15 protein-coding genes are annotated in these 19,164 nt (G+C 73.0%); 5 read left to right on the top strand and 10 right to left on the bottom strand.

Annotated elements, in window-relative coordinates; all coding sequences use genetic code 11:
• Positions 1–66: 66 nt before the first annotated feature.
• Entirely contained in the window at positions 67–855 is a 789-nt protein-coding gene (locus tag OHU34_RS26750; RefSeq protein ID WP_230195661.1) for a sugar phosphate isomerase/epimerase, read from the top strand.
• A gap of 413 nt (positions 856–1,268) precedes the next feature.
• Entirely contained in the window at positions 1,269–2,642 is a 1,374-nt protein-coding gene (locus tag OHU34_RS26745) for an MFS transporter (RefSeq protein WP_405768652.1), read from the top strand.
• Here the strand turns inward: OHU34_RS26745 and OHU34_RS26740 are convergent.
• Positions 2,629–3,228, bottom strand: a complete 600-nt coding sequence (locus OHU34_RS26740) for an RBBP9/YdeN family alpha/beta hydrolase (protein WP_405768650.1) — start codon at positions 3,226–3,228, stop codon at positions 2,629–2,631. The genes OHU34_RS26745 and OHU34_RS26740 overlap by 14 nt on opposite strands.
• 51 nt (positions 3,229–3,279) lie before the next feature.
• Between OHU34_RS26740 and OHU34_RS26735 the strand changes: the two genes are divergently transcribed.
• Positions 3,280–4,287: a LysR family transcriptional regulator gene (locus tag OHU34_RS26735; RefSeq protein ID WP_405768647.1), complete on the top strand. Its 1,008-nt coding sequence runs from the start codon at positions 3,280–3,282 to the stop codon at positions 4,285–4,287.
• A gap of 38 nt (positions 4,288–4,325) precedes the next feature.
• Here OHU34_RS26735 and OHU34_RS26730 read toward each other — a convergent pair whose 3' ends face one another.
• Genes OHU34_RS26730 through OHU34_RS26715 form a run of 4 tightly spaced genes read right to left on the bottom strand, consistent with a single transcriptional unit; the run spans position 4,326 to position 7,661 of the window.
• Positions 4,326–4,682 (bottom strand): hypothetical protein, encoded by a 357-nt coding sequence (locus OHU34_RS26730; protein ID WP_405768644.1) that lies wholly within the window; start codon positions 4,680–4,682, stop codon positions 4,326–4,328.
• On the bottom strand, positions 4,679–5,311 hold the full coding sequence (locus OHU34_RS26725) for a GNAT family N-acetyltransferase (protein ID WP_142264433.1): 633 nt from the start codon (positions 5,309–5,311) through the stop codon (positions 4,679–4,681). Before OHU34_RS26725 ends, OHU34_RS26730 begins: the two co-directional genes overlap by 4 nt.
• A complete protein-coding gene (gene aroA, locus OHU34_RS26720; protein WP_142264434.1) occupies positions 5,308–6,579 on the bottom strand; it encodes a 3-phosphoshikimate 1-carboxyvinyltransferase in 1,272 nt (423 codons plus the stop codon). The genes OHU34_RS26725 and aroA overlap by 4 nt, the downstream gene beginning before the upstream one ends.
• Positions 6,580–6,584: 5 nt before the next feature.
• Positions 6,585–7,661, bottom strand: coding sequence for an EamA family transporter (locus OHU34_RS26715; protein WP_405768640.1), 1,077 nt, complete (start codon positions 7,659–7,661; stop codon positions 6,585–6,587).
• An 87-nt stretch (positions 7,662–7,748) separates the two neighbouring features.
• Here OHU34_RS26715 and OHU34_RS26710 point away from each other — a divergent pair, with 87 nt between their 5' ends.
• Together OHU34_RS26710 and OHU34_RS26705 are read left to right on the top strand one after the other, a co-directional pair.
• Positions 7,749–8,657, top strand: coding sequence for a LysR family transcriptional regulator (locus OHU34_RS26710; RefSeq protein ID WP_142264436.1), 909 nt, complete (start codon positions 7,749–7,751; stop codon positions 8,655–8,657).
• A gap of 551 nt (positions 8,658–9,208) precedes the next feature.
• Positions 9,209–10,993, top strand: a complete 1,785-nt coding sequence (locus OHU34_RS26705; protein WP_142264437.1) for a glycoside hydrolase family 3 protein — start codon at positions 9,209–9,211, stop codon at positions 10,991–10,993.
• A 189-nt stretch (positions 10,994–11,182) separates the two neighbouring features.
• Here the strand turns inward: OHU34_RS26705 and OHU34_RS26700 are convergent, their stop codons facing one another.
• From OHU34_RS26700 to OHU34_RS26680, 5 genes are all read right to left on the bottom strand, one after another.
• Positions 11,183–12,613 carry a S28 family serine protease gene (locus OHU34_RS26700; protein ID WP_142264438.1) on the bottom strand — a complete coding sequence of 477 codons (1,431 nt, stop codon included), beginning with the start codon at positions 12,611–12,613 and terminating at the stop codon, positions 11,183–11,185.
• Positions 12,614–12,722: 109 nt separating this feature from the next.
• On the bottom strand, positions 12,723–13,127 hold the full coding sequence (locus tag OHU34_RS26695) for a hypothetical protein (protein WP_230195655.1): 405 nt from the start codon (positions 13,125–13,127) through the stop codon (positions 12,723–12,725).
• Between the two features lie 81 nt (positions 13,128–13,208).
• Positions 13,209–16,949, bottom strand: coding sequence for an ABC transporter ATP-binding protein (locus OHU34_RS26690; protein ID WP_200839691.1), 3,741 nt, complete (start codon positions 16,947–16,949; stop codon positions 13,209–13,211).
• Positions 16,950–17,097: 148 nt separating this feature from the next.
• Positions 17,098–18,156: an esterase-like activity of phytase family protein gene (locus OHU34_RS26685; RefSeq protein ID WP_405768635.1), complete on the bottom strand. Its 1,059-nt coding sequence runs from the start codon at positions 18,154–18,156 to the stop codon at positions 17,098–17,100.
• Between the two features lie 57 nt (positions 18,157–18,213).
• The gene (locus tag OHU34_RS26680; protein WP_230195653.1) at positions 18,214–19,065 is read right to left on the bottom strand and encodes a serine hydrolase; all 852 of its coding nucleotides are present in this window, start codon (positions 19,063–19,065) and stop codon (positions 18,214–18,216) included.
• Positions 19,066–19,164: the final 99 nt, after the last annotated feature.

Genomic DNA, 19,164 nt, shown 5'->3' with positions numbered 1-19,164 from the left:
GCCCCGGGTGAGGCGTCGGCGGCCCCCACTGGACCCGAACCCCGTACCGGGGTGACAGTGGTGACCATGAAGCTCGCCTTCTCCACCCTCGGTGTTCCCGGTGTTCCCCTGCCCGAGGTGCTGCGGCTCGCGGTCGCGCACGGGTATCACGGCGTGGAGCTGCGCGCCCATCCGGAGGAACCGGTTCATCCGGGGCTGAGTCCGGACGAACGGTCCGACGCCGCCGCCGCGTTCAAGGCGGCGGGCGTCGAGATCCTGGGGCTCGCGGGCTACCCGCGGGTCGCCGCGCCGGGCGACGACGAGCCCGTGATCGAGGAGATCCGGGTCCTCCTCGACCTCGCCCGCGACCTCGGGGCGCCCTTCGTCCGGGTCTTTCCCGGCGGCGAGGACGAGCACGCCGACGCCATCGCCGCCCGGCGGCTCGGCACCGCCGCCGAGTACGCCGCCGACCTCGGCGTACGCATCCTGCTGGAGACCCACGACTCGCACCGCACCGGCGCGGACGCCATCCGTGTGCTCGGCCTGGTCGGGCATCGGCAGGTCGGTGCGCTGTGGGATGTCATGCACACCTGGCTGGGCGGCGAGCAGCCGCAGGAGACCTACGCGGCACTCTCGCCCTATCTCGGATACGTGCAGGTCAAGGACATCGCCTCGGCCGAGGACAGCACCCCGCTGGCCCTCGGCGCCGGGGTGCTGCCGCTCGCCGACTGCGTCGAGGTCCTGACCCGGCACGGCTGGGACGGATGGCTGTGCTGGGAGTACGAGCGGCGCTGGTACGAGAACGCCGAGCCACTGCCCGGACTGCTGAACGCCGGGCGCGACCATCTCGCCCGCCTGCTGAACGACTCCGCGTGAGAACGGGGCGTTCGGGCTGAGGCCCGGCAGGGCGCACGGCCCGTATCCGGCCGACGCCCGGCAGGGCGTACGGCCCGGCTTACGGCCTGGCGCCGAACAAGACCTCCGGCCCGGCCGTTCGGCAGGGCGCGCGGCCCGTATTCGGCCCACATCCGGCGGGGCGTGCGGTCCGGCCTTCGGTCCGGGGCCGGGCAGAGCCTGCGCCGGGTGTTCGGCAGGGTGTGGCCTGGATCCGGCCGGTACCGGCAGGGCATCCGGCGCGCGTACGGTCTGGCGCCGAGGCCGGCAGCCGGCGGCCCGGCACCCCGCGGGGCGTGCGGGGCCGGGTAATCGAGTGGCACCTCGGGTGGTGTGCGGGTTAGCCTCCGCGCCGTGTATCAGCAGCCAGCGGCGTGCGGCGCCGTCGTTCTGTCATGAGTCTTCTGTCCAGGGCCCTGGTCGACGTTCGTCCCCTGCGTTCCTCCCCCGTCTTCCGGCGGCTGCTGATCGGGCGCACGGTGTCCACGCTCGGCGGCTTCATGACCATGGTCACCGTCATGTACCAGGTCTGGGACACGACCCACAGCTCGGTCTGGAGCGGCGCGGTCGGGCTGGCACAGGCGCTGCCGCTGATCGGCGTCGGGCTGTTCGCGGGTGCCTGGGTGGACCGGGCCGACCGGCGCCGCGCGTATCTCCTGAGCACCGTCGGCTCGGCGGTCTGTTCCGTCCTGCTGGCCGTGCAGGGCTTCACCGGGCAGGTGCCGGTGGCCGCGGTGCTGGGGCTGGTGGCGGTGCAGTCGTCGTTCGGGGCGATCGGCGCGCCCGCGGCGGGCGTGTTCCTGCCCCGGCTGCTGCCCAAGGACCAGGTGGCCGCCGGTCTCGCCCTGAACCAGGTCACGGGCCAGGCGATGATGCTGCTCGGCCCGGCCGTCGCCGGTGTCGTGCTCGGCTGGTGGGGCGTCGGCGTCTGCTACCTGGTGGACGCCCTCACCTTCGGCATGGCCTTCTACGGCGCCTACGGATTGCCCGCGCTGCCGCCCGAGGGCGAGAAGTCCCGCCCCGGTGTCCAGGGCGTGCTGGACGGCCTGCGGTTCCTGACCGGTCACCGGGCGGTGCGCGGCGCGCTGCTGGTCGACCTGGCGGCCACCGTGCTGGCGATGCCCGCCAGTCTGTTCCCGCTCGTCAACGAGGAACGCTTCGGCGGCGACCCGCGCACGCTCGGTCTGTTCCTGTCCGCGCTCGCCGTGGGAGGGGTGGCGGCGACCGCCCTCTCCGGACCGGTCACCCGGCTCGCCCGCCCCGGCCCGGTGATGCTCTGCTCCGCGGGCGTCTGGGGCACGGCCCTCGCCCTCTTCGGCCTGACGACCAGCGCCTGGGCGGGCCTGGGGATGCTGGCGGTGGCCGGTGCGGCGGACTCGGTCGCGGTGCTGTCCCGGGCCACGATCGTGCAGACCCGCACCCCGGACGCCCTGCTGGGCCGGGTGACGGCGGCCGAGGCGATCGTCGGCCAGGCGGGGCCCAACCTCGGCAACCTGCGCGGCGGTGTGGTGGCCGGCTGGACCTCGGGCACGACCGCGCTGATCACCGGCGGCCTGATGTGCCTGGCGGCGGTCACCGCGGTGGGGACGACGACTCCGGAGCTGCGGGGCGGCCGCGCGTGCGGAACCGATCCGCAGGCCCCCGGGCCGCAGGCCGCCACTCCCGCCGCGCCACCGGTCACCCCACCGGCCCCCGCCAAGGCACCGCCGGCCACCACACCGTCGGCCACCACGCCGTCGGCCACCGCACCGCCCGCTACCGCACCCTGAGCTTCGCCTCCCCGTCCAGGCACCACTCCAGTACCGACGGCCAGGAGCCGTAACCGGCGTCCAGGTCGAGGTGGCCGGCGCCCGGGAGGAGTTCGGCGGTCAGGCCCGGCAAGTCGCCGTAGGCCGCCTGCACGCCTTCCGGGAGGTAGGGGTCGTCGTCCCCGGCGACGAGCCGGGTGGGGTGCGGGAGCGCGCGGCCGTCGAGCCGCCCGGGGAGGTTCCCGGCGAGCCGGAACCCCTCGACCGCCGGATACCGCGCGAGGACCGAGCCGGACGGCGGAGCGACCAGCAGCACCCGGTCGACGCCCGCCGGTCCCGGCAGGTCGCGGGCGACGGCGTGCAGCCAGAGGAGGACCGAGAGGCTGTGGGCGACGACCACCCGCTCGGAGCCGGCGGCGAGCCCGTCGAGGTGGCGGGCGAGCTCGGTCAGCCACACCTCCAGGTCGGGGTCGTCCGGGTCGGGCAGCTGCGGGTAGACGACCTCGTGGCCGAGCTCGGTGAGGCGGTCCGCGAGCCAGTGCTGCCAATGGTCCTCGGGACGGTGGTTCTGCCAGCCGTGGAGGATGAGAAAGGAGCGCGTGGTCATGGGTCCGATGATTTCCGATCCCGTCACGCAAGGTCCAGTTAATCTTTTCCGGTGGAACCCGTAAGCCAGCCCTTAATCCAGCCGTCGAGCCGGCCCTCGGGCCCGCCCGCGAGTCAGCCGCCGGGCAGGCTCCTGGACACGGCCTTCTCCATCGACCTGCGCCGCCTGACCGTCCTGCGCGAGCTGGAGCGCCGGGGCAGCCTCGCGCGGACGGCCGAGGCCCTGCACCTCACACCCTCGGCGGTCTCCCAGCAGCTCGCCGCCCTCGCCCGTGAGCTGGGCGTGCCGCTCACGGAACGGGACGGCAGGGGCGTACGCCTCACCGGTCAGGCCCGGGTCCTGCTCGCGCATGCCGAGGTCATCGCCGCCCAACTGGAGCGGGCCCGCGCCGACCTGGCGGTGTACGGGGAGGGCGGCCGGGGCTCGGTCACCGTCGGCTGTTTCTCCAGCGGCATCCTGGGGCTGCTGCCGGCCGCGCTGCGGGCGTTGCGCAACCGGCTTCCGCACCTGCGCCTGGACGTCGTGGAGGCGGAGCCGCCGGATCTGTTCACCGCGCTCGACGGCGGGCAGGTCGATGTGGCCGTCGCCGTCGACTTCGCGGCCGCTCCCCCGCACACCGACCGCCGCTACACCCGCGAGGACCTGCTGACGGACGTCCTGGACCTCGCCCTCCCGCCCGACCACCCCCTCGCGGAGCGCGCCGAGGTGCCGTTGCGGGAGCTGGCCACGGACGTCTGGATCGTCGGCAACGCCCTCAGCTGCTGCGGGGCAGTGACCCGTTCGGTGTGTGCGGCGGCCGGGTTCACGCCCGACATCCGGCACGCCGTGAACGACTGGGCCGCGCTGGCGGGTCTGGTGGAGGCGGGGCAGGGGGTGGCGCTGGTGCCCCGGCTGGTGCGGTCGCTGTACGCCCACCGGGAACTGGCCCTGCGCCCGGCACAGGGCGAGCCGCCGTCCCGGAACGTCTTCGTCGCCGTACGGGCCGGGGCGGAGCGGGATCCGGTCGTCGCGGCGGTGCGGGAGGAACTGCGTACGGCTGCCGCCCGCCTGCCGGCATGACCCCGGGGGGCTTGTGTCAGGTCCCCGGGGGGCTTGTGTCAGGTGACGGCGGCGATGACGACCAGCGTCACCCAGATCACGGCCACCGCGGCCCCTCTGGCCAGGGCCACCCGGTCGAGGACGCCGCCCAGCCGACCGGTGCGGCCGGCCGGCAGGGCGCGCAGCGCCCGGCTGAGCAGCAGCGACGCACCGGCCACGGAGGCCAGCAGGAAGACGGGGCCTTCGCGGGGAAGGTCCGGGTCCCAGGGCTCCCGCGCGTGGTTCTCCAGGTACAGGAGCATGGCGAGGGCGTACCAGAGGAGCACGCTGCCGGCCGTGACGACGGTTTCCAGCGCCGAGGACAGCACCTCCCCGGGCCGGACGAACCGCCGTGCCGCGTTCCCGGCGGCGCTCACCGCGCCCGCGGCGGGAATCCCGCCACCCGTTCCACCAGCCGCCGCTCGCACCTCGGCCATTCCTCCGCCGTGATGGAGAAGATCGCGGAGTCGCGCAGGCGGTCGTCCTCCCCCGGCGCCCAGGAGCGGGACCAGTTGCGCAGGACGCCCTCGAAGCGGGCGCCGACGCTCGCGATGGCCGCGCGGGAGCGGGTGTTGCGGGCGTCCGTCTTCAGGTCCACCCGGGAGACGCGCCACTGCGTGAAGGCGTGCCGGAAGAGGAGGAGCTTGGCCTCGGCGTTGATGCCGGTGCCCTGGGCGGAACCGGCCAGCCAGGTGAAACCGACCTCGACGGCGTCCAGTTGCTCGTCACTCCGCCAGGAACGCGGCTCCCAGTACGAGGTCGCGCCGACCGCCCGGCCGGAGGCCAGGGAGATCTGGGCGTAGGGCGCGAGTCTGCCGGTCGCCGCGCGGGCGAGCTGGGCCTCGACGTAGTCACCGACCTCGTGCGCCCTCGGCACCCAGGTGAAGTCGTACGTCTGCCGGTTCTCCTCCGCCGCCAGCGCCAGCTCGGCCGTGTGCCGTTGCTCCAGCGGCTCCAGGCGCACCAGCGCGCCTTCGAGGACCGGTCCCTCCAGCTTGAAACTCACCCGTCGCTGTCCTTCCGCAGTACCTTCGCCAGTTCCGCGAACGCCTCGTGGAATCCGGGGAAAGTCTTGCGGACACAGCCGGGGTCGTCGAACGAGATTCCGGGGACGCGCAGTCCGGTCACCGCGAAGGACATGACGATGCGGTGGTCGCCGTAGGTCTTGATGTCGGCGCCCGCGAGGGAGCCGCCCGCACCGGAACCGGCCGCGCCGGGCCTGATCTCGATCCAGTCGGGGCCGGTCGCCACCTCGGCGCCCAGCCGCCGGAGGTTCTCCGCGCAGGCCTCCAGGCGGTCGCACTCCTTCACCCGCGTGTTCGCCACGTCCTCGATGCGTACGGGCCCGGAGGCGAAGGGGGCGATCGCGGCGAGGGTCGGCATGGTGTCGGAGATGTCCCGCATGTTGACCGTGACGCCGTGGAGTTCGCCGGTCCCGGACACGGTCGTACGGTCCGCGCCGACGTCCACCCGGGCGCCCATCCGCCGCAGTACGTCCACGAATCCCAGGTCGCCCTGGAGCGCGCGCTCGCCGAGGCCCGGCACGGTCACCTCGCCGCCGGTCAGCGCGGCCGCCGCGAAGAAGTAGCTCGCGGTGGAGGCGTCGGGTTCGATCGCGTAGCTCGTGGCCCGGTAGCCGCCCGGCGGAACGACGTACGTGTTCCCCTCGCGCCCCACCTCCACGCCGAACGCCCGCATCATCGCGATCGTGATCTCGACGTACGGCACCGAGACCAGGTCGGTGACCGTGATGCGCAGGCCGGTGCGGGTGAGCGGGCCGAGCAGGAGGAGGGCGGTCAGGTACTGGGAGGACTGGCCGGCGTCCAGCACCACGTCCCCGCCCTCGACGCCGGACGCCCGCACGGTCAGCGGGTGGTGGCCCTCCGCCTCCTCGTGCCGCAGGTCCACGCCCAGGTCGCGCAGGGCGCGGGTGAGCGGGAGGAGGGGGCGGCGGCGCATCTGCGGGGAGGCGTCGAAGCGGTACGTGCCGTGGCCGGCGGCGGCGAGGGTCGGCAGGAAGCGTGCCGTGGTCGCGCCGTCCCGGCAGTAGACGTCGGCCTCGGCGAGCGCCGGGCCCTGCGGGCGGCCGTCGACCTGCCAGGCGTCCGGCGTCCGTCCCACCCGGTAGCCGAGCCGGGTCAGGCCCTCGGCGAACCCCTCGGTGTCGTCGGAACGAAGGGGGCGCTGGAGGGTGGTGACGCCGTCGGCTGCCGCCGCCAGGAACAGGGCGCGGGCGGTGAGGGACTTGGAACCGGGGATGTCGACGAGGGCCATGCCCCTCATGATCCCGCGCCGGTCCGCTCCGGCGCCGGTACGTCCACGGGATGGACGGAGGTCCAGGCGGTTCCCTCCGGCTGAACAACAGGTGGAACAGCGGGCTGGTCGGCGGGCTGGTCAAGGGCTTGGTCGGCGGGTTGAGCAGCAGGCTGCACAGCCGGTGGGACGGCAGATGCGGCGGCCGGTGTGGCGGCCGGTGGGACGGCAGACGGGACGGCAGTTGCAGCGGCCGGTGCGAGCGAGGTGAGTGCCACCCCGCCCACCAGCAGCGCCGCCGCGCACCAGCGCAGGCCGCTCACCGGCTCGCCCAGGAACAGGGCGGCCGACGTCATGCCGAAGACCGGTACCAGGAGGGAGAAGGGGGCCACCGTGGACGCCGGGTGTCGGTGCAGCAGCCAGCCCCACGCGCCGAAGCCGAAGACCGTGGTGACCCAGGCGACATAGCCCAGCGTGCCGACGCCCTGCCAGTCCAGCGCGCGCAGCGCGGCCAGGTCCCGCGACGGGCCCTCGGTCAGCAGGGAGAGGGCCAGCAGGGGCAGCACCGGGACCGTGCTCACCCACACCATGAAGTTCAGCGGGTCCGGCGGGGAGGCCTTGCGGGTGAGGACGTTCGACGCGCCCCAGCAGGCCGCCGCCGCGACGACCAGCGCGAACGCGCCGAGCGAACCGGAGGCGCCCTCGTCGGCCGCGGCCACCCCGATCCCGGCGAGGGCCACGGCCATGCCCAGCAGCCGGACGCGGGTCGGGCGTTCGCCGAGCACCGCGAAGGCGATGACGGCCGTGAACACCGACTGGATCTGGAGGACCAGCGACGACAGGCCGGCCGGCATGCCCGCGTCCATGCCGACGAACAGCAGCCCGAACTTCGCCACCCCCAGCACGAGACCCACCGCCACGATCCACTTCCAGGCCACCTTCGGGCGGCCCACGAAGAACACCGCGGGCAGTGCCGCCACCAGGAAACGCAGGGCCGAGAAGAGCAGCGGCGGGAAGTGACCGAGGCCGATCTCGACGACGGTGAAGTTCACACCCCAGACGGCGGCGACGAGGACGGCGAGGGCGAGGTGAGCGGGGCGCATGCGCCGAGGATCACCCGCCCGGACCGTGAAGCACCAGCGATGATTGCTGCATGGTGGGATGAAGGAACGCTACCGATTGGACTCACGGTGCTCGATCTCCAGCGACTGCGCGCCCTGCACGCCGTCTCCGTCCACGGCACCGTGGGCGCCGCGGCCGCCGCCCTCGGATACACCCCGTCGGCGGTCTCCCAGCAGATCACCAAGCTGGAGCGGGAGACCCGGACGGTGCTGCTGGAGCGGGCGGGGCGCGGCATCCGGCTCACCGACGAGGCACTTCAACTCGCCGCCACGGCGAAGGAGTTGCTGGCGATCGTCGAGCGGGCCGAGACCGGGCTCGAGGAGCGGCGCGGGGTGCCGGCCGGGCGGCTGACCATCGCCGCGTTCGCCTCGGCGGCGCGCGGACTGCTGCCGTCCGTCCTCGCCGACCTGGCCCGTCGGCACCCGGCTCTGGACGCCCGGCTCACCGAGGTCGACCCGCACCTGTCCGTGGACCTGGTGGCGAAGGGGGCCGTCGACCTCGCCGTCGCGCACGACTGGGACATCGCGCCGCTGCCCGCCCCGGCGGGTGTCGAGCACGCGGTGATCGGCGACGACGCGTGCGATCTGCTGGTGCCCGAGGCGCACCCCTTCGCGGGGCGGACGGGCGTACGGCGGGAGGAGCTGGGCGGTGAGCGGTGGATCTGCCAGCCGCCGGGCCGGGTCTGTCACGACTGGCTGGTGCGCACGCTGCGGGCGGCGGGGCACGAGCCCGACCTCGTCCACACGGCCGAGGAGAATCCGACCCTCGTCGCCCTGGTGGCCGCCGGTCTCGGGGTGGCGCTCATCCCCCGCCTCGGACGCGGTCCGCTGCCGGCCGGCGTCGTGGAGGTCCCGCTCGACCCGACGCCCGTACGCCGGCTGTACGCACTGTGGCGCACGGGGGCGGCCCGGCGTCCGGCGATCGCGGAGACGGTGCGGGTACTGCGTGAGGAGTGGCCAAGAGCGTCAGCACACTGACCAACCCGGACCACGGGACCACGGGACTCCGGACCATCGAGCCTCCGGACCATCGAGCCTCCGGGCCCGGCCTCGCGCCCCCGGCCCCGCGCACCGGGTCGCCCGAGTCGCACGCCGTCCTCGGCGTGGCCACGCACCGGACCGTCGGAGCCGGGCGGCCGGGCGCCGGGGGCCGCCCGTCGGGCGATCGCGCACCCGATGGCCTGGGCCGGGTGGCGGCCCCGCCCCGGGCGGTTCGACGTCAACGGTCCGGGCTCGGGTGGTCGTTGCACCGGTCCCTCCTGCCGCACCCGTATCGACTTCCGTGAAACGGGGTGCGACCGGGAACCCTGTTCGAACCCCACTCGTCCAACTTCCAAGCTGTCGGACGAGTCACCTCGGTGCGGTGTCGGCCCTCGCTGCTGGCTGCGATCGCTGACCCACCCTCTCCGCCGCACCGCGGCCCGGCGGCCGAGCCGTCATCGGCGCGCCCCCCCTCCAATGCGCCGATGGCGGCGCCTCCCGCAGGTAGCGTGCGCCACCGGACCGGCCCCCCACCGGAAGGAGCGCACATGCCCTCCAGACGCACCGTCCTCGCCGCCGGCGCGGGCGTCACCGCAGCCCTCGCCGTCGGCGGTCCGGCGCACGCGGACGACCGTCGTCCCGACGAACTCCTCGCCCGTATGACCCTGGAGGAGAAGGTCGGCCAGGTCTTCGTCTCGCGGGTGTACGGCCACTCGGCGACCGCGCCCGACCAGGCCGACATCGACGCCAACCTCGGCGAACACGGCGTCCGCACGGCCGCCGAGCTGCTCGCCCGCTACCGGCTCGGCGGGATCATCTACTTCGCCTGGGCGCACAACACCCGGGACCCGCGGCAGATCGCGGACCTCTCCGACGGTATCCAGCGGGCCTCCCTCCAACAGCCGCGCGGCCTGCCGGTGCTGATCTCCACCGACCAGGAGCACGGCGCCGTCTGCCGGGTGGGCCGCCCCGCCACCCTCTTCCCGGGCGCCATGGCGATCGGCGCCGGGGGCAGCCGTGCCGACGCCCGTACCCTCGGCCGCCTCGCCGGCCGTGAGCTGCGGGCGATGGGCATCCGGCAGGACTACTCCCCCGTCGCCGACGTCAACGTGAACCCGGCCAATCCGGTCATCGGCGTCCGTTCCTTCGGCGCCGACCCGACCGCGGTGGCCGCCCTGGTCGCGGCGGAGGCCGAGGGCTACCGGGCGGCGGGAGTGGCGGCGACCGCCAAGCACTTCCCCGGGCACGGCGACACCGCCGTCGACAGCCACACCGGCTTCCCCGTCATCACCCATTCGCGCGAGGAGTGGGAGACGCTGGACGCGGTGCCCTTCCGGGCGGCGATCGCGGCCGGCGTCGACTCCCTCATGACCGCGCACATCCTGGTCCCCGCCCTGGATGCCTCCGGGGACCCCGCCACCCTCTCCCGTCCGATCGTCACCGGCATCCTGCGCGAGAAGCTCGGCTACGACGGGGTCGTGGTCACCGACGCCCTCGACATGGCGGGGGTGCGCACGAAGTACGGCGACGACCGGGTGCCGGTGCTCGCGCTGAAGGCCGGTGTCGACCAGCTCCTCAACCCGCCGGACCTGGACGTGGCCTGGAACGCCGTCCTGAAGGCCGTCCAGGACGGGGAGCTCGCGGAGCGGCGGCTCGACGCATCGGTCCTGCGGATCCTGCGGCTGAAGGCACGGCTGGGTCTGTTCGACGAGCCGTACGTCAGCCCGGCCGACGTGGGGCGGACGGTCGGGGCGCCGGAGCACCTCGTCGCGGCCGACCGGATCGCCGAGCGGACCACGACGCTACTGGTCAACGAGGGACCGCTGCTGCCGCTCTCGCCCCGGACCCACCCCCGGCTCCTGGTGGTCGGTGCCGACCCGGCCTCCCCCACCGGCACCACGGGCCCGCCCACCGGCGTCCTGGCCGCCGCTCTCACCGCACTGGGGTTCAGGGCGACGGCCCTGGCCACAGGCATGGCCCCGTCCGCCGAGACGATCGCCGGGGCGGTGACGGCCGCGGGAGGGGCGGACGCCGTGGTGGTCGCGACCTACAACGTCACGGCGGCCGACGCGCAGCGGACGCTGGTGCGGCGACTGGCGGCGACCGGCCGGCCGGTGGTGGCGGTGGCCGTCCGCAACCCGTACGACGTGGCCCAACTCCCCTTCGTCCGCGCCTGCTTGGCAGCCTACTGCTGGACCGACGTCGAACTGCGGGCCGCCGCCCGGGTGATCGCCGGGGTGGTCGGACCGCGCGGGAAGCTGCCGGTGCCCGTGCGGCGGGCGGACGATCCGACGCAGGTGCTGTACCCGATCGGGCACGGCCTGACGTACTAGGTCGTGTCCGCGCCCTGGCCGCACGCCGACCGCCGGGGCGTGTCCCCGCACCGCGCGCGCTCGAAGACCGGTGACCTGCTCACGGTGTTCCGGGGCGCGCAGTCACCTCACCGGTGAACGGCACGACGGCCGACCGGCATGTGAGCCGGCCGGCCGTCGGGGCCGCTGTGCGCGGCGAGTTGGTGAGTGTCACGGACGCAGCGCGGGCTCCCGCTCCACGTCCCGGACGTCCAGCTTCGCGTCGAACTTCGCCAGCGGCCGGGCCTGCGAGACGGCGCTGGGCGCGACGCCCGCCCAGGCCAGGATCCGGGCCGTGGCCAGCGCCTTCTGGTCGGCGACCAGACCGGCGACGTTCGCTCCGTGGTTCAGGCCGGGGGCCGTGAGGACATAGCTGTCCTTCGCGCCCTTGCCGAGCCGGAAGCGTTCCGCGCCCCACGGGTCGTTCTGGCCGTAGACGAAGAGCATGTGATGGGCGTTGTGCTTGACCCAGGTGTCCACGTCGCGCATCGCCGACGGCTGGAACTTCATGGTGATGTCACGCGGGACGAAGTTCCGCGGGGGCTGGTAGCCGTAGCGGATGTACTTCTTCTCGATGGACGGGAAGTGGATGGTGGGGGCGCCCAGTTGGGTGCCCGCCTGGTAGTAGTACGGGGTGTACGGGGTCAGGCCCTGGTCCGTGTAGAACGAGAAGCCCGAGATCGTGTCGATGGACGTCCAGATCTCGTCGTCCGTCGCCGTGGCCGCGTCGGCCGGGATCGACTCGCAGTCGGCCAGCAGGCTGTACTGCCAGAAGCCCCAGACGTAGTCGAGGACGACGGCCTCGTAGGCGCGGTCCAGGCTGCCGATGGTGGTGAAGGTGAAGCCCTCCGCCGACGCGTAGTCCGCGTACTTCTTCTCCAGCGGCTCCCGGCGCACCAGCGCCTCGCGCTGTACGGCGTTCAGGCGGTCGCGGCACTCCTTGGTGCCGACGCCCGCGAAGAAGCGGTCGTAGGCGGAGTCCTCGTCGTTGACGACGTCGTTCGGGGCCACGTAGGCCACCACGCCGTCCATGTCCCTGGGGTAGAAGCGCTCGTAGTACGTCGCCGTCATGCCGCCCTTGGACCCGCCCGTGGAGATCCAGTTCTTGGTGTAGATCTTCTTCAGCGCCTTGAAGATGCGGTGCTGGTCGCTCGCCGCCTGCCAGATGTCCAGCTTGGACCAGTCGGCCGGGTCGGGGCGGGAAGGCGTGAAGAAGCGGTACTCCATGGAGACCTGGTTGCCGTCCACGATCTGGGTGGGCTCGCGGCGGCTGGGGGTGGTGGAGACGTTGTAGCCGCCGGTGTAGAAGACCGTGGGGCGCGCGGTGTCCTTGTGCAGCACGGTGATCCGCTGCTGGAACGTGCCCTTGGCGGGGTGCCGGTGATCCACCGGCTGGGTGTAGTTCAGGACGAAGTAGCGGTAGCCGGGGTACGGCTTCTCCTCGACCAGGCTCATGCCGGGTACGGCGAGGAGCCGGTCCTTGATGTCCGTGCCGGCGGTGGCCTTGGGCTCGGCGGCGGTGGCCGCCCCTGCCGTGGCCGCCGTGCTCAAGGTGCCTATGAGCACCGTGAGCGCCAGCAGCCATCTGAGCGCCTTGCGCATGCGCGTGCACCCTCCCTGTGAGACAGATGTGCGTCGCCGGAAGCTATCGGAGCAACACCCGTCACACCAGAGGGGATTGACGTACCGTGCCGTCACCTCGCGGGTCGGCTCAGCAGAGGATCCAGCCGGAGCGGTACGAACCGCCGGCCACCGCGCCGGTCACCCGCACACACCGGTGCCCCGCGTAGACCCTGGCCGGCGGGGAACTGCGCGTGTGCTTCCGCGACTTCGACACGGCGACATGGCCACGTGCCTGCACGCTCACCGAGACCAGCCGCCTGGTGCCGGGGTTCTTCTGGACGGTGACGGCACAGACGTAGCCACTGCCCTTGTAGACCAGCACGGAGCCGGTGGAGAAGGGCAGCGTCCGCACCTTGCGGCCCGGGCAGGACCCGGCGGAGGTCGCGGCATGGGCGCTGCCCGGCGCGACGACGGCGAGCAGCGCGGACACGATCGTCACGACCAGCCCGAGCACCAGCCGCCGGACCGTCCCGCTTCTCGCACCTGTGCCCACAGTCCCGCCCCTCCCACGTCCGCCGTACGCACGATCGCCGTACTGATGTACGGACGCACGGCACACGCCGAATGGTTGCCCTCACACCGCCGCGGGCTCGTCCTCGCCGACGAAGGTGCGCCAGAGGCGGGCGTATCTGCCGTCCAGGGCCAGGAGGGCGTCATGGGTGCCGTCCTCGACGACCCGGCCGTGATCCATCACCACGACGCGGTCCGCTCGGGCGGCGGTGGTCAGGCGGTGGGCCACGACCAGTGTGGTGCGGCGGCCGGTCAGGCGGTCCGTGGCCTGGTTGACCTGGGCTTCCGTGGCCAGGTCGAGGGCGGCCGTCGCCTCGTCGAGGAGCAGGACGTCCGGGTCGACGAGCTCGGCGCGGGCCAGCGCGATCAGCTGCCGCTGGCCGGCGGAGAGGTTGCGGCCGCGCTCGGCGACCTCGTGCAGGTAGCCGCCGTCGAGGGTGGCGATCATCTCGTGCGCGCCGACCGCCCTGGCCGCCGCCTCCACCTCGGCGTCGGTGGCGTCGGGCCGGCCGTAGGCGATGGCGTCGCGGACGGTGCCGGGGAAGAGATACGCCTCCTGCGGGACGACGCCCAGCCGGTGGCGGTACGAGGTGAGGTCGAGGGCGCGCAGGTCCGTGCCGTCGACGGTGACCCGGCCGCCGGTGGGGTCGTAGAAGCGGGCCACCAGCTTGACCAGGGTCGACTTGCCCGCGCCGGTCTCACCGACGAAGGCGACGGTCTGCCCGGCCGGGATGCGCAGCTCGATGCCGGTCAGGGCCTCTTCGGGCTCGTCGGCGGAGCCGTACTGGAAGTGCACGTCCTCGAAGGCGATCTCGCCGCGCAGCGAGAGGACCTCCTCCGGCTCGTCGGCGGACTCCGTGGACGTCGGCTCCCGGAGCAGCTCCTGGATCCGGCCCAGGGAGACGGTCGCCTGCTGGTAGCCGTCGAAGACCTGGGACAGCTGCTGGACGGGGGCGAAGAACAGGTCGATGTAGAGGAGGTACGCGACCAGCGCACCGGTGGTGAGGGTCGCCGCGTCCACCCGGCCGGCGCCCGCGATCAGCACCGCCGCCGCCGCGACCGACGACAGCAGCTGCACGAACGGGAAGTAGATCGAGATCAGCCACTGTCCCCGGATACGCGCCTGGCGGTAGCTGTCGCTGCGCTCCGCGAACCGTGCCGCGCCGTCCCGCTCGCGCCCGAAGGCCTGCACGATCCGGAGCCCGGACACCGACTCCTGGAGATCGGCGTTGACCGTCGACACCCGCTCGCGGGCCAGCTCGTACGCCTTCACGCTCGCCCGGCGGAAGAAGTACGTGGCGACGACCAGGGGCGGGAGCGTCGCGAAGACGACCAGCGCGAGCTGTACGTCGATGACCAGCAGGGCGCCCATGATGCCGAAGAAGGTGACGATCGCGACGAAGGCCGTGACCAGGCCGGTCTGCAGGAAGGTGGAGAGGGCGTCGACGTCCGTCGTCATCCTCGTCATGATCCGGCCGGTCAGCTCCCGCTCGTAGTAGTCGAGTCCGAGCCGCTGGAGCTGGGCGAAGATCTTCAGCCGGAGGGTGTAGAGGACGCGTTCGCCGGTGCGGCCGGTCATCCGGATCTCCCCGGTCTGCGCGACCCACTGCACCACTACGGAGAGCAGCGCGAGCAGCGAGGCCGCCCAGACGGCCCCCAGCGCCGCCCGGGTCACCCCCTGGTCGATGCCGTGCCGGATCATCACCGGCAGCAGCAGGCTGGTCCCGGCGTCGACGGCGACCAGGGCGAGGCTGACGAGAAGGGGCGCGCCGAAGCCGCGCAGCAGCCTGCGCAGGCCGTAGGACGCCTCCGGCCGGACCGCCTGCCGCTCGTCGACGTCGGGGGTGTCGACGAGCGGCGGCAGCGCCTCGATCTGGGCGAGCAGCTCGGGGGTGGCCGGCATCCCGGAGAGGGCGGTGTCCTTCGGCTCCCGGTCGCCGGTCCACAGCCGGGGGGTGACCCCGCGCTCGGCGTCGAACTCGGCGTCCAGTTCGTCGCGCAGTTCGTCGCGGGCGGAGGTGTCCTCGCCGGGCGCCCCGGGCTGGGCGTGGCCGGGCGAGACCCCGCCGAGCTCGTCGGGGTCGGTGAGCAGCCGGCGGTAGAGCGCGGAGCGTTCCTGGAGCTCCTCGTGGGTGCCGAGGTCGGCGAGGCGGCCGGCGTCCAGGACGGCGATGCGGTCGGCGAGGTTGAGGGTGGAGCGGCGGTGCGCGATGAGCAGGGTCGTGCGGCCCTGCATGACCTGTTTCAGGGCCTCGTGGATCTCGTGCTCGACCGCCGCGTCCACGGCGGAGGTCGCGTCGTCGAGGACCAGCAGCCGCGGGTCGGTGAGGATCGCGCGGGCGAGCGCGACCCGCTGGCGCTGGCCGCCGGAGAGGGTCAGACCGTGCTCGCCGACCGTCGTGTCGTAGCCGTGGGGCAGCTCGGCGATGAACCGGTCGGCCTGGGCGGCACGGGCCGCCGCCTCGATCTGCTCCTGGGTGGCCTCGGGACGGCCGTACGCGATGTTGGCGCGGACGGTGTCGGAGAAGAGGAAGGAGTCCTCGGGGACCAGGCCGATCGCGGCCCGCAGCGAGTCGAGGGTGAGCTCGCGGACGTCGTGGCCGCCGATGAGGACGGCACCCCTGCCGACGTCGTAGAAGCGGGGCAGCAGGAGGGAGACGGTGGACTTGCCGGAGCCGGAGGAGCCCACCACCGCGAGGGTCTCGCCGGGGCGGATCTCGAACGTGAGGCCGTCGAGGACCGGTCGGCCGGGGTCGTAGCCGAAGCTCACGTCGTCGAACTCGACGGTGGCGGGGGCGTCCGCGGGCAGTGCCTTGGTGCCGTCCTTCATCGACGGTTCGGTGTCGATCAGCTCCAGGACGCGTTCGGTGCCCGCGCGGGCCTGCTGGCCGACGGTGAGGACCACGGCGAGCATCCGTACCGGGCCGACGAGCTGGGCCAGGTAGGTGGAGAACGCGACGAAGGTGCCGAGGGTGATGTGGCCGCGCACGGCCAGCCAGCCGCCGAGCGCCAGCATGGCGACCTGGCCGAGGGCGGGGACGGCCTGGAGGGCGGGGGTGTAGGCCGAGTTCAGACGGATCGTGCGCAGCCGGCCGGCGAAGAGCCGGCGGCCGACCTCGCGCAGTTTGCCGGTCTCCTGGTCCTCCTGGCCGAAGCCCTTCACGACCCGGACGCCGCTGACGGCTCCGTCGACCACGCCCGCGACGCCCGCCGCCTGGGCCTGGGCGTACCAGGTGGCGGGGTGCAGCCTGGTACGGCTGCGCCTGGCGATGTACGCGAGGGCGGGTGCCACGGCGAGGGCGACCAGGGTGAGCGGGAGGGACAGCCAGGCCATGACGACCAGCGAGATCAGGAAGAGGAGCAGGTTCCCGATCGTCATCGGGAGCATGAAGAGCAGACCCTGGATGAGCTGGAGGTCGCTGGTGGCCCGGCCCACGACCTGGCCGGTGGACAGCTCGTCCTGACGCCGGCCGTCGAGGCGGGTGATCGTCTCGAACATCTCGGTCCGCAGGTCGTGCTGGACGTCGAGGGCGAGGCGTCCGCCGTAGTAGCGGCGCACGTAGGTGAGGACGTAGACGAGGACGGCGGCGGCGATCAGGGCTCCGGCCCAGGGGCCCATGTCCCGGCTGTGGTCGCCGATCACATCGTCGATGATCACCTTGGTGACCAGCGGGACCAATGCCAGGACGGCCATGCCGGCGAGCGAGGAGCCGAGCGCGAGCACGACGTTCACCGGGTGCCGCCAGGCGTACCCGGCCAGTCTGCGCGCCCATCCTCGCCGCTGCTCCCCCTGCTGCACTGCCACGCCGGTGCCTTCCTGTCGTCACTGGCCGTCCCGGTCGCCCGGTCGTCCTGTTCTGCCGGAAGGCACCAACGCCGAAAGAAGCGGATTTCATCCCTCCGCAACAGTCGGGGACGCACGGTCACAGCCGGTCAGCGGTGGCCGGACGCGGTCAGACGCGTACGCGCAGCCGGTAGAAGCGGGTCGTCTGGGCCGCGTTCTGGTTGTCGTCGCTGACCAGGAGCACCTCCAGGCGGCCCTTGGCCCGGCCGGTGATCACCATGCCCTCGATGTTGTCGAGCAGCGGGTTCGGCTGGGGCTGCTCGGCGGTCGCTCCCTGTGACGGGCAGTTCACGATGTCGGCGAGGAGCGTCTTCTTCACCAGGCGCACGCCGCCCTGGCCGGTGAGGTCCGCGATGCCGCCGGTGTCCGTGGCGTGGCGGGGGTCGGCCAGGTAGAGGCGGACCGTGTTGCCGACGCCGGCGGTGAAGCCGCGCTCCAGGACGAGGAGCCGGCCGTCGGGCAGGGCCTGGATCTCGGGGACGCCGAGGCCGGAGTCCGCGCGGTAGGCGTACTGGACCGAGAGCGCGAACCCGCCGTGCTGCCGCCGCCAGGTCTGGAAACGGACGATGCCCGCGCTGTCGCCGGAGATCGCGTACTCCATCGACGCGAGGAGGGTCCGCCCGCCGGGCAGCAGCGTCAGGCCCTCGAAGGTCTGGTTGGACGTGGCACGGCCGGCCGGGGCGACGAGGAGCGAGGACGGGACCGGAAGACGGTCGAGGATCCTGCCGTCGCGGCTGTAGCGGCGGATGGACGGCTCGGTCTCGGAGGTGATCAGACGGGTGCCGTCACCGTCGATGGCGAGACCCTCGCTGTCGAGTGCGGCGCCGCTCTCGTCGGCGAGCGGGACGACCGACTTCGGGGCGAGGGTCTTCGCGTCCAGGCCGAAGAGCGAGGAGCGGTCGGAGAGGGCCGCGAGGGAGCCGTCCCGGTCCAGGGCGAGCGCGGAGAAGTTGCCGACGAAGGTACCGTCGAAGGTCGTCTTGTCGAGGGCGTCGGAGAAGCCGTCGAGGGAGACGGCCGGTGAACAGGCCTTGTCCGTGGCCGTGTTGGCGACGGTGTGCGTGGCTGTGCTGGTGGCCGGGTGGGCGTCGGCGGGCCCGGCGGCGGTGGGAGTGGTGGCCGCCGCCAGGCCGACGGTGAGGGTGGCGAGTACGGTTCGCAGGCGCATGGGCGTCACCGTAGGCCGGGTCGGTGACGTGCGGTGGGACACCGAGTAAAGGCTCGTTCAGGAGGCGGCCAGGTCCTTGTGGATGACCTTGGCGACGCCCTGAATGGTCGTGATGCCGTAGTTCATGGTGCTGTTGCCGTGGGTGAGGACGGTCATGACGTAGTCGTGGCCGCCGCCCTTGAAGGTGCCGACGCTGTGCACCCGCCAGCCGTGCGTGGCGCGTGACAGCCACCCGTTCTTGACGTGCCAGCTGACCCCGGCCGGCCTCCCGTAGGGGGTACCCCAGCGCTGCGCGGAGACGACCTTGCCCATCAGCGTGTTGACGTAGGCGCGCGAGACGTCGGTCAGGACCGTGTTCTTGGCGGTCAGCAGCTTCAGCAGCTTCTGCTGGTCGGTGACGGTGATCTGGGTCAGGCCCCAGTAGCCGTTCGCGCCGGGCTTGGTCTGCGTCATCTTCGCGGCCGTCAGGAAGTTCTTGATCTTCGTCGTGCCGAGCTGCTTCCACAGGGTGGAGGTGGAGGCGTTGTCCGACTTGGTGATCATGGCCGTGGCGAGGGTCTTCTCACGGCTGGTCAGCGCCCGGCCGGTCTTCTGCGCGTCCCACAGCAGCGCGGACAGGACGGTGACCTTGACGACGCTGGCCGAGTCGAAGGCGGTGGAGGCACGCAGGGTGCAAGTGGTGTTGGTGGTGCGGTCGTAGAGGCCGACGGCGACCGTGCCCTTGCGGTTCGCCAGTGCGGCGGTGATGTCCTTCTTCAGCTTGGCCGCGAGCCCGGCCTTGGCCGACGTACAGCTCACGGTGGGGGTGGCGGCCGCGGCGGGCGTGGCGGCCGCCACGCCGCCTATGAGGACGCCGGCGGTGAGCCCGGCGCCGAGCAGCCTTCTGCTTCTTCGTGTCCGGTGAGTCATGACCTGTTGACACACAAGTTCGCACGAAAGGTTGTACGCATCGCCAAGGTTGTATGCGTCACCAAGGTCGTGTGCGTCACCAGGGTCGCGTGCGTCACC

The sequence above is a fragment of the Streptomyces sp. NBC_00080 genome, from assembly GCF_045041255.1.
GTDB lineage: Bacteria > Actinomycetota > Actinomycetes > Streptomycetales > Streptomycetaceae > Streptomyces > Streptomyces coriariae.
Note: the sequence above shows the minus strand (reverse complement) of the source record. Positions and strands in the feature narration are given on the sequence as shown.